The following is a 13,638-nucleotide window of genomic DNA, read 5'->3' as shown; positions in this document are numbered from 1 at the left end:
GGGAATGAGGGTGGCTATGGCACGCCCCAGGCCAAAAGCGGCTACGGACAACCCGCACAGCAGCCCGCCCCCTCCGCCGCGCCCGCCCAGCCGGAACAGCCCAGCGTTCCCGAGATCGATATCGACGAAGACGAAATACCCTTTTAGGAGACAATAAATGGCCGAAAGAAGAAAATTCAAAAAGAGATACTGCCGCTACTGCGAGCAGAAAGTCGATTTCATCGACTACAAAGACCTGCAGATGCTGAAGTTCAGCCTCTCCGAGCGCTACAAGATCATGCCCCGGCGCCTGACCGGCAACTGCAAAAAGCATCAGGAGATGGTCACCGCCGCTATCAAGCGTGCCCGCCAGACCGCTCTGATCCCCTACATCGTCGACCGCAAGCGCGTCGTTGAAAACCCCTTCGAACTGATCAAGTAAGCTCCGGGTTCTTTCCGGGGACTGAGACCCCTCCCCCTTTGCTTTTTTTTGATCTCTTAATCAAAATATCCGAACTTTCATTCTCAAAAGAGACTGAATAAAATAGTCCATCTCTTCTCTAGTTTAAACTAATTTTCATTGTAAACTGGATATAAGTTTAGAGGAATACTCAAGTATCGGTTCCTGAAAATTCCCTTTGTCGTGGATAGAAGATCCAAAGAAATGTGTGGTAAAAGTATATATTATGTCGTAAATCCTCAATAGAGTGGAGGATGGCATAGATGACCTCCAAGTAAGTTGTCTAGTAGAGACTCAACATTCCAAAAGATTATAACAGAAGGAGAGAAGTTAAAATGAATCTAACAAAGCGATTGATGAGCTATCTGATTCCGGTTTTCATTCTATTGATCGCAGCTGGTTGCGGCGGTGGAGGAGGAGGCGGAGGTCAGGGAGGTAACAAACCTCCCGTCGCCGATGCTGGTCCAGATAAAACTGTCAAAGTCAATCATTCTGTTACGGTTGACGGAAGTGGAAGCTACGATCCGGACGGGAACATCGTCTCCTATGAATGGAAAGAAGGTTCAACAGTACTAGCAAACACTGCCACTTTTACCTATACACCGACAAGCGTAGGAAACCATACGCTTACGCTTACCGTCACTGACGATGACAATGCTACAGATAGCGATTCGATGGTCGTTACCGCCGTCAATAATCATCCCCCTGTTGCCGATGCCGGACCGGACAAAATAGTGGAAGTCAACACCACTGTCCATATCGTCGGAAGCTGTACAGACTCTGACGGCAGTATCACCAGCTGTGTATGGACAGAAAACGGTACGCAGCTGGCTACGACAGCCGAATTTGATTACAAACCCACTACTGTTGGCGATCACAATCTCACTTTGACCGCTACTGATGATGACGGCGCAACCGGAAGTGACTCAATGACTGTCACTGCAAAAGAATCCGGATCGGGAACAGCTGGGGATTTGGACGGAGACTATATCCCCGACAATATCGAAAGAGATGTTTTGAATATGGATGATCACTGTGCGGATCAAAATGAAAACGGTGTTCTAGATGGGAATGAATCCAACGGTTCATCCTCTTGGGCCGATCAATTTTTCTATATGCAATGGCACATTCAAAGTCTCGGCAATCATACCAATGATAGCGGTGTGGCCACAATCCCCGGCAATGATCTCCATCTGATGGAGGTCTATCACCAATATATGGGATACAATAACGGAACCCCCATTATCGTTCAGGTTGTTGACACCGGCGTAGATGCCGATCACGAGGATTTAGAAGACAATATGGACCTAGATCGTTCCTATGACGGTGAGAATGTTGGTGATCCCTCCCCCAACGATACCAATGAAGGATATACGCATGGAACGATGGTAGCCGGTATCATGGCTGCCCGGGCATTCAACGGCCTTGGAGTCCGAGGCATTGCCCCTTTTGCCAAATTGGCGGGAAGCAACTGGCTAGAATCTCAGACTTACAGTGCATTGGAAAAGGTATGGTTGACAGGCCAAGGTGCCGATGAAATTGCTGTAACCAACAACAGTTGGGGAAGTTATTTCGATACCGATACAGTTCTTGAAGAGATTATGGCCGATGGAGTAAAAAACCTGAGGGATGGCAAAGGAAGAATCTATGTCTTTGCCGCTGGAAATGATCGCGGTAATACGTACGGAAACGGCAATGCCAACCTCCAATATATGTTGAGTAACCGCTATGCCATCGCCGTAGCAGCCCTCAAAAACGACAATACCTATGCCGACTACTCCAATCCTGGTGCCAATCTCCTGGTCTCCGGATACAGCGGTAACTTCTATCAGGATAGTCCCACTATCGGAACGACCACGGTCATGGGCACTTCCAGCAATTCAGGGGATATCAATCAAAAAACCACCTGGAGTGATGACGAATATGAAAATTATACTTATGCGATGAACGGCACCAGTGCCGCTGCTCCCACTGTTGCAGGTGTACTGGCCCTCGTCCTTGAAGCCTGCCCGGATCTAACCTGGCGTGATGTGCGTCACCTCATTGCTACTACCGCGACAAAAATTGACAGTGGTAACAATACCTGGATTACCAACGGAGCCGGCCTCCACTTCAGCACCGATTACGGATTCGGCCTAATCAACGCCAAAGGGATGATCGATCAGTGCAGTGCTTCCGGATACACGCTTCTCCCGGCGGAAGAGAACACAACGGTTTCCATCTCTCCTGATACACCCATTCCTGACAAAGATTCCAGAACCTTTACACTTAATGTTTCGGAGAATCTTACCACTGAATGGGTAGAAGTAACCATCGACAATAACAGTACCTACGCTTCTGATTACCGCGTAGAACTCGAATCGCCGGCAGGGACCAAGGTCCAACTGATGCAAGAAGGAAACGGAGCTTCCCAGGTCGTTGAAAACTGGATGGAGGGAGGATTCCGGATGAGTACGGCAGCTATGATGGATGAGAATAGTTCCGGGGAGTGGAAAGTCAAACTCTCTGATAAAGAGGATGAAGACGAAGGAACAGTCAAATCAATCAAAATCCAAATCTTTGGACACTAGGAGATGACAACGATGAAAAAGCTATATCTACTTACTCTGTCGGTTATAACGGTTATGATGGCAGGAGGACCTATAAAAAAGCATTCTCCCAAAAACAGTGACTTTGTTCAGTCCCCCATCATTGAGAAAGGCGTTACACGGATTCTCAATATCCCTAAAACTAAAACAGGTGCCAATCGATTCACACCTTACACCCCTTCCGACATTACTGCCAAACATGGCATTGTAATACGATTCAAAAAAATGCATCATATAGACATATCCAATCTGGAAAATCAATACGGCCTTCGTCTGAAAGCGAAACTCAAAACAGGCTATCTGATTTTTGAAAACCGATCCAAATTATCGGATCTTGCACTAATCAAAAAGATTATTACGACGGAAAAAGATATCGACACACTCAAACCAAACTGGAAACTGAGGAAAAGGCCCTATTGAAAAAGATGAGAGGTCTCTCTGCTCAGAGCAACTTCTCTATAGCGTAAACTCTTCGCCCAGATAGTGCTTGCGAACCTCCGGATTCTCCGCGATCTCTTCGCTGCTGCCCTGGGCCAGCATCTCTCCCGCACGCATAACATAAGCACGTTCGCAGATTCCCAGGGTCTCCCGGACATTGTGATCGGTGATGAGGATGCCGATCCCCAGATCCCGTAGCTGCCGGATGATCCCTTGGATGTCCAATACAGCGATGGGGTCCACTCCGGCAAAGGGCTCGTCGAGCAGGAGAAATTTGGGTTTGCCCACCAGGGCCCGGGCGATCTCGACCCGGCGGCGCTCCCCACCGCTGAGCCGAAAGCCCAAGCGGTCCCGGATCGGCTCCACGTTGAAAAGCTCCAACAATTCATCGATCCGCTTGCGGGAAGCCTCACGGTCCATCGGCGTCGCTTCCGCGGCGATCCAGAGATTCCCCTCGACACTGAGATCCTTGAAGATACTCGACTCCTGGGGCAGATAGCCGATCCCCATTCGCGCTCTGACGCTCAGAGGATAAGGAGTCAGATCCTGTCCGTCCAGCTGCACGTGCCCCTCGGTAGCGTCGGTGAGTCCGCAGATCATGTAGAAGCTGGTGGTCTTGCCCGCACCGTTGGGGCCCAGAAGCCCTACGATCTCCCCACTGGCAACTTCCAGCGAGATTCCATGGACAATGGTCTTTTTTTTGATGACCTTGCTCAGGCCGGTGGCTCGAAGTCTATGCATTCAGCGGCTCGATTCGGTAGATTCGACGCTCTCCCTCGGGAGTGATCGTCACTTGCCAGAGATTATACCCGGCAGCGGCTAAGAAGGCTTTGAGCCCCTTGTCCATCCACTCCACCAGATGGCGTCCCGGCTTATCAAACTCCTCCAGCAATCCCAGCCGCGCCAACTCTTCGAAGCCGGTCCGATAAAGATCGTAATGATAGAGTCCGTCTCCGTAACTATGCTGAAGAGAAAAGGTCGGGGAGGTGACGGTACTTGTCGAGCCTGCCGCTTGGGCGATGGCCTGGACCAGTGTGGTTTTTCCCGCCGCCAAGTCCCCCTTCAGGGAGATGACGGCATTGTTCGGAACGAGACGCTCGATAGCCGCAACGACTTCAGGAAGCTCCTCCAACCCGGCTTCGATCTCGATAACGTCATTTGTCATTTGTCGTTTGCCGTTTGATGGGGTTGGGGAGTTCATTGAGTAGTTTCCTTCCTAGCCGTAAGGCTTTTTGTTCTTGAAGTCATTATCCGATCCCTGAAAGCTCATTGCACATGGCATGACCGAATGGACGTCAGTCTTTCGCGTTTTCTTTTTCTTTGCTTCGTTTCCTTTTTCTTTGTCGCGAAACAAAGAAAAAGAAATGAAGGAGAATCGGAAAAACAGGGGTGTGAGAATGAATTTATACCCCTGTCAAAGCGCATTGGAGACCCGAATGATCTCCTCCAGATGCTTCGCCGCCTTGCCGCTGTTGATCGTCTCACTGAGGATCTCGATCGCTTCGGGGATATCCCTCGCCCGGCCGTCGACAAAGAGGGCATAGGCGCCGTTAAGCAGAACCACATCCCGCTTGGGGCCCTGCTCCTCACCGCTGAGAACCGCCCGGGTGATGGCGGCGTTGGCCACGGCGTCTCCTCCCAGAATCGCCTCTTTGGGGGCGCGCTTGAAGCCGTGGACCTCCGGCTCAATCACCCCTTCGCTGACCCGGCCGGCCTCTACGTAGGCGAAACGGGTCGGCGCCGCCAGGGAGATCTCGTCCATCCCGTCTTCGCTGCTGACCACATAGGCCCGCTCGGCATCGAGATCCAGGAGCGCCTCGGCCATCGAGTGGACAAAGTCGGGACTGAAGACCCCCATCAGATACTTCCGGGCCCCCGCCGGGTTGGTCAATGGTCCCAGAATGTTGAAGATGGTACGGTGGTCCAGGGATTTCCGAATCGGCATGATGTGCTTCATCGCCGGATGGTGGTGAATGGCGAAAATGAAGGTAAAGCCCGTCTCCTCCAGCAGTTTCACCTGACGCTCGGGATCCAGATCCAGCCGCATACCCAGAGCCTCCAGCAGATCGGCAGAGCCTGACTTGCTGGTGATGGAGCGGTTGCCGTGCTTGGCCACATAGGACCCCGAAGCCGCCAGGAGCAGCGCGACGGTGGTGGAGATGTTGAAGCTGCCACTCTTGTCTCCACCGGTGCCCACGATATCGACCAACTTTTGGCGCAGCTCCTCCGGAACCGGCAATTTCACCGAGTGCTCCCGCATCACCTCCGCCGCCGCCGCGATCTCCTCGGGACTCTCCCCTTTTTCATAGAGAGAAACCAGAAAATCCCGCGCCTCCCCCTCACTCATCTCATTGGCAAAGAGTCGCTCGAATGCCTTTTTGACCTGGGATACATGTTCCATTCTCAATTCTCCATTCTCAATTCTCAATCCGTGAGCTAAAGCTCACGAACATATTCCTCTTTTTTGCTCTTGGGGATCGTCTTGGTCGTCGGAATCGCCAGCACCTCGTACTCCCGGGGCCCTTTGAGATATTCGATGGTAATGCGATCCCCTACTTTGACTTCCTTGGAGGGTTTGGCCTTGACACCATTGATGAAGACCACCCCGCTCTTGACCATATCCTGGGCGATGGTGCGTCGCTTGACCACGTTGACGCTGCTGAGCCATTTGTCGATTCTCACAGTTTGAACTCCTCTTCGGCTCTCTTGGCCTCGATCATCCCTTTGACGGTGAGTTTCCCCTCCAGGAGATACCCCCCGGCTTCGAGCTCTTTGCGAATGCGTTTACCCTCTTTGGGGGTGAACATTCCGGTGTTGGCCAGGGCCAGGATCAGATCCCGGATCGTCTCCCCCTCCTTCTGGGTCAGCACCCCCAGGAGAAAAACCCGCTCGTTCAGATCCAGTCCACTACTTTCCATCTATTATCCTAAATGCGGGACTGAAGTCCCGCCTCCATTCCATCGCGCTGCAAAGCAGCGCCCCGCAATTCCTCATTCCTCACTCTTCACTCTTCACTTGATCGAAACGGAGTTTCGATCAATGGAGTTCCTCGTTGAGCTTGACCTCCCGGGTACTCCGGCGGGCAATCAGCTCACCGGTGAGAGAGTCCTGGCGATAATGGACACCGTTGAGGCCCTGGAGCTCCGCTCCCTTGAAGACCGTTTTGTCCTCCAGATCCGCCTCGGGGTTGGCGGCTTTGATCCTGGCCAGCTGATCCTCGTCGATGCGGATCTTGGTCCCCGCCAGGATCGCGATGCCTGCATCCACGATACAGCCGTCTCCCAGAGGGACCCCGGTGACCGAGTTGGCTCCCAGCAGGGTATTCTCTCCGATGCTGATGGGGTTGCCATCGGTCCCTGAGAGGACGCCCAGGATACTCGCACCGCCGCCCACATCGGAGCCGCTGCCGACCACCGCCGAGGAGGAGATGCGCCCCTCGACCATCACAGGCCCCAGGGTCCCGGCGTTGAAGTTGATGTAGCTGGCGCCGGGCATGACGGTGGTTCCGGGAGCCAGCTGCGCCCCCATGCGAACCTTGGAGCTGTCCAGGATCCGGGTATTGTCGGCGGGAATGACATGCTGGAGATAGCGGGGGAACTTGTCCACACTATCGATATCGGGGAAGGTCCCCTTGAGCTTCATCTCGATTTCGTTCTCCCGGAGATAATCCAGCTCGTAGGGTTTGTTCCCCACCCAGGCGACGTTGCTCAGTACTCCAAAGGCACCGTTGAGATTGACGCCGCGCAGAGGCGCCTTGCCCAGAGAGAGGGCGTAGAGTTTGAGATAGACCGCCTCCACACTCTTGGGGGCCTCGTCTTCGAAGAGGAAGGTGATACGGAAATCCTTGCCGATATCCTCCATCGCCGAGAGAACCTTGACCACCTGGACGTTGCGATGGGCCTCCCCCACCGCTTCGGCCACATAGGGGGCGAAGGCCGCCATGGCGTTGGCGACGAACTCATCGCTCAGGGTCGCGACGAACTCGCTGCCGCTGAAATCCACCTCGACCCGCGCCTCCTGAAGGGCCCGGATAAAGATCGCGGCGGAACCGTAGTTCTCCCGCCAGTTGACGACGGCGTAGTTGGCCTGCAGCACCTTGTCGGCATTCTTCTGTCCCCGATCCACCCGGGCGATTCCGAAGGCGACGGGTTCCCGGTACCCCTCCTGAGCCTTGATCTCCTCGACCAGGGATTTGAATGCTTCCGTGCTTGTAACGGTCTCGATTGCCATATGTACTCCTGATTTTTTTTGTTGTGTTTTTTTATTAAAACTGAATGCTCTAAAAAACCGGCATGATCCGATTTCGTCATCCTGAACTTGATTCAGGATCCACAGTACCAGTAGGTATCCAAGGCCCCGATTCCGAGTTGAACACGGAATGACAGGGATTTTTCAGAGCACTTAGTCGTGAAAAATAATTTCTCACAAATATGCAGTCGGAAATGCATCAGATGCATATTTCGGGATATTATATCTCAAAGGGCTTTGACGATAGAATACGCGCTATGAAACATCTCCGGGGCCATAGCCGACGCTACTTTTCTCTCGCCACTATCGCGATGCACTCGACCCTGCACCGACTCTGCAGCATCGAGAGCCGCTACCGGCACCGGGATCGCCCCCACCTCTATCACGAATACAAAACCTCCCCGCCTTCCGAGCGTTGAGCATTCTGACAAACCGGAACAATCGCTCTCGTCATCCTGAACTTGATTCAGGATCCGCGGTTTAATGGGAGTTTTGAGCCCTGGATTCCGGGTCAAGCCCGGAATGACGGAGGTTGTTCAGACCCCATGATTCTGAACACGTAGCACTTAGCACTTAGCACAAAATAAAAAAGGAACCTTATGAACCGACGATATCTCTCACTATTGACCGCCGCCCTGCTCACCGGAGCGCTCCAGGCCTCACCGGATAACAACACCACCGCCGATCTCGACGAACTGGGGATCATCACCGTCACCCCCGACCGGGTCAGCGAACCGCTCAAAAATAGCACCGCCAACGTCACCGTCATCACAGCCAAAGAGATTCAGCAACGTGGGTATCAAACTCTGGCCGACGCCCTGAGTCGTCTCAGCGGCTTCAGCACCTACTCCAACGGCGGCCCCGGACAGACCTCCGGGCTTTTTCTTCGGGGATTTAACAGTGGGAATATCCTCATCATGCTCGACGGTGTCCCGCTCAAAGATCCCACGGATCCCTCCTTCTCGACCGGGCTGGCCCATCTCCGCCTCGACGATGTAGCGCGTATCGAAGTGGTCAAAGGGGCCCAAAGCGGCCTCTGGGGGGCCGATGCCGTCGCCGGTGTCATCAACATTATCACCAAATCAGCCTCCCCCGGAGGCCACGTTTCACTCCGCGGCGGCTACGGCAGCTACAACAGCAAAACAGGAGGCATCACCCTCTCCGCCTCCGGGGAAGCCGGGAGCTTCTACCTCAGCGGAGACCACTTCAAAACCGACGGCTTCTCCGCCCAACTGCCCCGCGATGCCGAAGATGACGGCTATACCAACGACACCCTTCACTTCAAAGGCACCCTCCACCCCACCCCCAATAGCACCTGGGGCGTCTTCTACCACAAAATCCAAGGAGATTTCGACTACGACTCCACCGGGCCTGACGACAGTGCCAGCAACGGAACCTTCGACGATTCACTCATCGGGCTGAGTTATGACTACGATGCGCACGGCGACTTCGCGCTGCATGCCATGTTTAGCAGCAACACAATCGACCGGCAGCTCAACGACGCTGCCTGGGGTCCTTCCCGTTTCCAGGGACAGAGCGAACGGGGGACACTCCGCGGTGTCTGGCGTATCGACAACCATCAGCGACTCAGCGGCGGCGTGGAGTACAACCGGATCGAAGGAACGACGCCTTTTGCCAACAGCGGAAATGCCGCCGCCTATGACAACCGGGCCGTCTATGGCAACTACCGCTACATCTGGGATGACCTGCTGGGCGCGAGGACTATTGTTGACGCGACCCTGCGCTATGACGATTTCAGTGCCTTCGACAACAAAGCGACCTATCGTTTCGGCCTGAAGCGCGAATGCAATCTCCTGCCGGGTCTCTTCACTGCCGCCAACCTCTACAGCGCCTACAAAGCCCCCAGCATCTACCAGTGGACCAAACCCAAACCCGGTTCAACACTCAAACCTGAATATACCCATGGCTTCGAAATCTCCGCCGGTTACGAAGATCTCATCAAACTCACCTATTTCAGAAGCAAGATCACCGACCGCCTCATCCCCGGAGGCAGCTGGCCCAACGACTACTACTACAACGGCGGAGCGGATGAAACCCATGACGGCATCGAAATCGAAGGACACTACAACATCACGGCATTGCACATGACATTAGGCGCTAACTACACCCACCTCTTTACCCTGACAAGCGCTGACGGCAGCCCGCTGATCCGCGTCCCCCGCAACGAAGGAAATCTCTTTCTCGACTATGCCTTCAGCCCCGCAATCCACCTGGGAGCCAACCTGCAATATGTCGGGAAACGTGCCGATCAGCATTGGGTCGGCTGGACCCCTACCAATGTTACTCTCGGTAGCTATACCCTCGTGAACCTGAGCTACAACCAGCAGATCGGCAAAAACCTCACTCTCTCGATCCAGGCTCACAATATTTTCGACAAAGATTACCAAACTGCCGACGGTTACAGCACCGAGGGACGCTCAATCTATGGTAAAGTGGAGTACAAGTTTTAGAGGATGATGGATTTTTGATGTTGGATTTTGAATGAGTTTGTTGATTGATAATGCACGGGATGAATGATGGATAATCGAGCGATACGTCCCGAAGGGTGGCAACTTTTCCCGCACTCCTACATCGGATACAAACTCTTCAATTCTCTTTTTCTCGGTCTGAGTGTGGGGACGATCTTCACCATCTACAAGCCCCTCGATCCTTCGGTTTACTCTCTGGGCGGAATTCTCCTGGCACTGGCGATGCTGGCGATTGCCCAGCTCTACGGACGGATCATGACCTTGCCCTGGTTTTTCAGGATCAGTCTTTTTGTCGAGCTGGTGGTACTGGCGATGGTGCTTTGGTTCCTGGCCCGGCCCTATACCTGGCTGACGGCGATGCTGGTCTATGCTGGCTATCAGGTGACCTTCTCGTTCGGCAGCTACCTGGTGCGGGCCGAGACACTGGCGCTGGACGACGATGAACTGCTCCGCCGGGTCGACAGCGCCAAACAGATCGGCTACCTCATCGGCATGGGCGGCTCCTGGCTTTTTTACAAACTCCTGGAACACCGGGGTATCACGACCCCCGAAGCCAAAGTCTACGATCTGCACTGGCTTTTGCTCGGGTGCGAGGTGGTTATAATTTTTCTGTTGGTGAGGAGTTTTGGGCGAGGCAGTCGATAGTCGGCAGTATTAGGGTCGCAAGCACGGCCCTTCGGGCCTCACGTCACAAGTCGCAAGAAATGTGTCACGTGTTATGTGCTACAGCGGTGTTGCGAAGCAACGCAAACCTAAATCATTCATCATTTGCCATTCATCATAGCGTGGGATCGCAATCCCACGCTACAGGATCGGTTACTCGTTACTAGTTTCTCAACGATTCCTCACTCCTAATTTTCCCGGAGGGAAACATGCCCATTCAGATCAAAACCGGAGACATCACTCAAGAGGCCGTCTGCGCCATCGTCAACGCCGCCAACTCCTCCTGCATGGGCGGGGGCGGGGTGGATGGGGCGATCCACCGGGCCGGCGGTCCCGAGATCCTGGAGGAGTGTCAGCGAATTCGGCAGGAACAGCTGCCTGACGGCCTCCCCACCGGCCAGGCGGTCGCCACAACCGCAGGCCGGATGCCCTCACGTTACGTGATCCACACCGTCGGTCCCATCTGGGGCCGTTGCGGCAGCGAAGAAGCATGTGACCGACTCCTGGAAAACGCCTATCGCAACAGCCTCTCTCTCGCCCGGCGACTCGGCTGCCGCAGCGTCACCTTCCCCGCCATCTCCACCGGGATCTACGGCTTTCCCCCTGATCGTGCCGCTCGGATCGCCTGCCGAACCGTACGGGCGTTTCTGCAACAGCACCCCGAGATGGAAGTGACGTTTATCTTCCACAGTGAAGAGAGCCGAAGAATTTTCGAAAAGGCGACGGAGGAAAAATGTCATTGAAAGGCAAAACTTCGTCATTCCGGGCTTGACCCGGAATCCAGGGCTTCAAAGCCGCAGATAGCGTAGATCCTGAATCAAGTTCAGGATGACGAAGAGAGAGATCGTTCCGGTTTGTCAGAACACTATAAAGTCGGCAAAGGAAGAGTCATTGGATCAAAGGAAGCGCGAATTCATTCGCGCCCAACATTTTCCATTTTCCATTTTCCATCTTCCATCTTCCATCTTCCATCCATAACGTGGGATCGCAATCCCACGCTACCAAACGATCAAACCAGTTACTCGTTACTAGTTACTCATTCCTAGTTATTCTGACCTTCACCTCCTGATAGCAGGCCCCATGCCCCTCTTCACTGAGCATCGGTGGAGTGAGGAAGTTGACCCCACGTGTTCCGGCGGGGATCAGGATGCAGTCGCGGCGGAGACGCTCGTCGATGTGGGCAACGAGGGTGATCTCACCGTGCTCGGAGGAGACGAGGACCTTCTCTCCTTCGGCAAAGCCCGCTTCAGGGGGGAGGTGGATCCGCTCGGGACGCTCAAACTGGGTGTTGAGAGAGTGGCTCTGCTTGGGAGTAAGAAGCCAGTATTCGGTAATCGCTTCCTCTTTGTTTTTGAGCTTGCGGGCTTTGCGGAAGCGGCGGGTGTCTTCAAAATCATCGTCGAAATCGTCCATGAAACAGAATTCATCCTCCCCTTCGGGACCGAAGCCCTCCGCGTAAGGGCACTCCTCGTAATCAGGCAGCAGCAGTTTCCCGTCGCGCTCGATGCACTGCTCCCGCCAGATGCGCAGATACTCCGCTTCGCTGCGCAACCCCTCCAGCCCCAGCCGCCGGAACATCTCGGCGGTGAAATCGTATTCGCTGATGCCGATCTCGCTCTCGATTGCCTTGTGCATCGGGGTTACCGCGTGGTGGCCGTAGCTCAGACGCAGATCCTCCTTTTCCAGGAAGCTTTTGGCCGGCAGGACGATCTGGGCCAGTTCACTGGTTTCGTTTTCATAGAGGCCGAAGTAGATCAGATTTTTCACCTTTTGCAACTTTTCAATCACTTCGCCGCTGCCTGGCATGCTCGCCGCCGGGTTGCCCCCTTGCACCAGAACCGTCTCGAAGCGATCGAAGGGGGTCGTCACGATCGGCACGGTGGGGGTCTGCACGGCGAAAGGATTCTCAAAGCCCTGTCGCGATTCTCCCAGGAAGCTCACCCCGCACCCCTCCCGGCCAAAGAGCCCCAGGGTCGCCGCCAGGGAGTCGATGGCCCAAAGAGTGTAATGGCCGATGGAGTACTTCTGCACCCCGCCGCCGACGAGGAAGACCACCTTCTCCTGCTGAAGCAGCAGAAGCAGGTCCCCAATATGGTCCAGGTTCAGCCCCATATACTCCAGCAGCGCCTTGATCCGGAAGGTCCGGGTAAAATCGTAGAACTCGTCAAACTCCGTCCCCCACTCTTCGAGCCATTCGTCGTTCTGGCTGTCCTCCATCGTGATGAAGCGGGCCAGCAACAGGGCCAGATAGACGTCGCTGCGGGGTTTGAGCTGGATATGCAGGTCGGCCTTTTGTGCCAGCGTGGTGCGCACCGGATCGATCACCACGAGGGTTTTTCCTTCGATGAGGGGCATGAGGTGGGCGTTGGTTACCGGAAGGTTGCGTCCCCAGACGACGATCACGTCGGCTTTGGCGATCTGCTCGGGCGGAAGCTGCCGGTTGATCCCCCGCCCTTCCCGGATCCCCGCTTGGCCCGGGCCGTCGCAGAGCGAACCGTGGGTGAGGGTTCCGCCGATTTTTTCCATCAGCAGATCGGTCACCTGCTGCATCACCCCCAAATTCCCCGACCCCCGCCAGAGCAGTTTCGTCTCCACCTTCAGCGCCTCGGCGATCGCCTCCAGCGCCTCCTCCATGCTCACCGCTCTCCCGTCGATCCTCGGAGTCGTAATCCGGGGAGCCTGATGGATCTCTTTGTTGAGCAGTCGGCAAAGCGCGCCGTTGTAGAGGGGATGGCCGGGGGTGGCCACCAGTTTTTCGGGACGGGCGGGATCG

14 protein-coding genes are annotated in these 13,638 nt (G+C 54.6%); 7 read left to right on the top strand and 7 right to left on the bottom strand.

Going from position 1 to position 13,638, the window contains the following annotated elements; translation table 11 throughout:
* The first annotated feature begins 157 nt into the window (after positions 1-157).
* From rpsR to F8I07_RS01985, 3 genes are all read left to right on the top strand, one after another.
* A complete protein-coding gene (gene rpsR / locus F8I07_RS01995; RefSeq protein ID WP_292655054.1) occupies positions 158-421 on the top strand; it encodes a 30S ribosomal protein S18 in 264 nt (87 codons plus the stop codon).
* Positions 422-795: 374 nt separating this feature from the next.
* Positions 796-3,009: a S8 family serine peptidase gene (locus F8I07_RS01990; RefSeq protein ID WP_292655051.1), complete on the top strand. Its 2,214-nt coding sequence runs from the start codon at positions 796-798 to the stop codon at positions 3,007-3,009.
* A gap of 12 nt (positions 3,010-3,021) precedes the next feature.
* Positions 3,022-3,447 (top strand): hypothetical protein, encoded by a 426-nt coding sequence (locus F8I07_RS01985; RefSeq protein ID WP_292655049.1) that lies wholly within the window; start codon positions 3,022-3,024, stop codon positions 3,445-3,447.
* A gap of 36 nt (positions 3,448-3,483) precedes the next feature.
* Here F8I07_RS01985 and lptB read toward each other — a convergent pair whose 3' ends face one another.
* The 6 genes from lptB to F8I07_RS01955 form a co-directional block, all read right to left on the bottom strand.
* A complete protein-coding gene (lptB, locus tag F8I07_RS01980) occupies positions 3,484-4,206 on the bottom strand; it encodes an LPS export ABC transporter ATP-binding protein (RefSeq protein ID WP_292655047.1) in 723 nt (240 codons plus the stop codon).
* Positions 4,199-4,630 (bottom strand): tRNA (adenosine(37)-N6)-threonylcarbamoyltransferase complex ATPase subunit type 1 TsaE, encoded by a 432-nt coding sequence (gene tsaE, locus F8I07_RS01975; protein ID WP_292655044.1) that lies wholly within the window; start codon positions 4,628-4,630, stop codon positions 4,199-4,201. The genes lptB and tsaE overlap by 8 nt, the downstream gene beginning before the upstream one ends.
* Before the next feature lie 249 nt (positions 4,631-4,879).
* Positions 4,880-5,866, bottom strand: coding sequence for an anthranilate phosphoribosyltransferase (gene trpD / locus F8I07_RS01970; RefSeq protein WP_292655041.1), 987 nt, complete (start codon positions 5,864-5,866; stop codon positions 4,880-4,882).
* Between the two features lie 35 nt (positions 5,867-5,901).
* Positions 5,902-6,147, bottom strand: coding sequence for an RNA-binding S4 domain-containing protein (locus tag F8I07_RS01965; RefSeq protein WP_292655038.1), 246 nt, complete (start codon positions 6,145-6,147; stop codon positions 5,902-5,904).
* Complete coding sequence (locus F8I07_RS01960) at positions 6,144-6,383, bottom strand: hypothetical protein (protein ID WP_292655036.1); 240 nt, start codon at positions 6,381-6,383, stop codon at positions 6,144-6,146. The genes F8I07_RS01965 and F8I07_RS01960 overlap by 4 nt, the downstream gene beginning before the upstream one ends.
* 118 nt (positions 6,384-6,501) lie before the next feature.
* Complete coding sequence (locus F8I07_RS01955) at positions 6,502-7,695, bottom strand: tetrahydrodipicolinate N-succinyltransferase N-terminal domain-containing protein (protein WP_292655034.1); 1,194 nt, start codon at positions 7,693-7,695, stop codon at positions 6,502-6,504.
* Between the two features lie 275 nt (positions 7,696-7,970).
* Between F8I07_RS01955 and F8I07_RS01950 the strand changes: the two genes are divergently transcribed.
* The 4 genes from F8I07_RS01950 to F8I07_RS01935 all read left to right on the top strand — a co-directional run bounded on the left by F8I07_RS01950 (position 7,971) and on the right by F8I07_RS01935 (position 11,608).
* On the top strand, positions 7,971-8,132 hold the full coding sequence (locus F8I07_RS01950) for a hypothetical protein (RefSeq protein WP_292655031.1): 162 nt from the start codon (positions 7,971-7,973) through the stop codon (positions 8,130-8,132).
* A 180-nt stretch (positions 8,133-8,312) separates the two neighbouring features.
* Positions 8,313-10,184, top strand: a complete 1,872-nt coding sequence (locus F8I07_RS01945; protein WP_292655028.1) for a TonB-dependent siderophore receptor — start codon at positions 8,313-8,315, stop codon at positions 10,182-10,184.
* 66 nt (positions 10,185-10,250) lie between these two features.
* On the top strand, positions 10,251-10,847 hold the full coding sequence (locus F8I07_RS01940) for a hypothetical protein (protein ID WP_292655026.1): 597 nt from the start codon (positions 10,251-10,253) through the stop codon (positions 10,845-10,847).
* A gap of 227 nt (positions 10,848-11,074) precedes the next feature.
* Positions 11,075-11,608 carry an O-acetyl-ADP-ribose deacetylase gene (locus tag F8I07_RS01935; RefSeq protein WP_292655023.1) on the top strand — a complete coding sequence of 178 codons (534 nt, stop codon included), beginning with the start codon at positions 11,075-11,077 and terminating at the stop codon, positions 11,606-11,608.
* A 289-nt stretch (positions 11,609-11,897) separates the two neighbouring features.
* Here the strand turns inward: F8I07_RS01935 and F8I07_RS01930 are convergent.
* On the bottom strand, positions 11,898-13,638 hold a 1,741-nt coding region (locus F8I07_RS01930), incomplete at its 5' end, for a molybdopterin-dependent oxidoreductase (protein ID WP_292655020.1).

It is taken from the genome of Nitratifractor sp., assembly GCF_015487065.1.
Classification (GTDB): Bacteria; Campylobacterota; Campylobacteria; order Campylobacterales; family Sulfurovaceae; genus Nitratifractor.
The sequence above is the reverse complement of the archived record's forward strand: the minus strand, read 5'-3'. Positions and strand labels throughout refer to the sequence as shown.

Excerpts from the sequence above, each read along its gene's own strand:
- F8I07_RS01935 (WP_292655023.1), top strand. The coding sequence starts at position 11,075 with ATGCCCATTCAGATCAAAACCGGAGACATCACTCAAGAGGCCGTCTGC.
- F8I07_RS01985 (WP_292655049.1), top strand. The coding sequence starts at position 3,022 with ATGAAAAAGCTATATCTACTTACTCTGTCGGTTATAACGGTTATGATG.
- tsaE (WP_292655044.1), bottom strand. The coding sequence starts at position 4,630 with ATGACAAATGACGTTATCGAGATCGAAGCCGGGTTGGAGGAGCTTCCT.
- F8I07_RS01960 (WP_292655036.1), bottom strand. The coding sequence starts at position 6,383 with ATGGAAAGTAGTGGACTGGATCTGAACGAGCGGGTTTTTCTCCTGGGG.
- F8I07_RS01940 (WP_292655026.1), top strand. The coding sequence starts at position 10,251 with ATGGATAATCGAGCGATACGTCCCGAAGGGTGGCAACTTTTCCCGCAC.
- F8I07_RS01955 (WP_292655034.1), bottom strand. The coding sequence starts at position 7,695 with ATGGCAATCGAGACCGTTACAAGCACGGAAGCATTCAAATCCCTGGTC.
- F8I07_RS01990 (WP_292655051.1), top strand. The coding sequence starts at position 796 with ATGAGCTATCTGATTCCGGTTTTCATTCTATTGATCGCAGCTGGTTGC.
- lptB (WP_292655047.1), bottom strand. The coding sequence starts at position 4,206 with ATGCATAGACTTCGAGCCACCGGCCTGAGCAAGGTCATCAAAAAAAAG.
- trpD (WP_292655041.1), bottom strand. The coding sequence starts at position 5,866 with ATGGAACATGTATCCCAGGTCAAAAAGGCATTCGAGCGACTCTTTGCC.
- rpsR (WP_292655054.1), top strand. The coding sequence starts at position 158 with ATGGCCGAAAGAAGAAAATTCAAAAAGAGATACTGCCGCTACTGCGAG.
- F8I07_RS01945 (WP_292655028.1), top strand. The coding sequence starts at position 8,313 with ATGAACCGACGATATCTCTCACTATTGACCGCCGCCCTGCTCACCGGA.
- F8I07_RS01950 (WP_292655031.1), top strand. The coding sequence starts at position 7,971 with ATGAAACATCTCCGGGGCCATAGCCGACGCTACTTTTCTCTCGCCACT.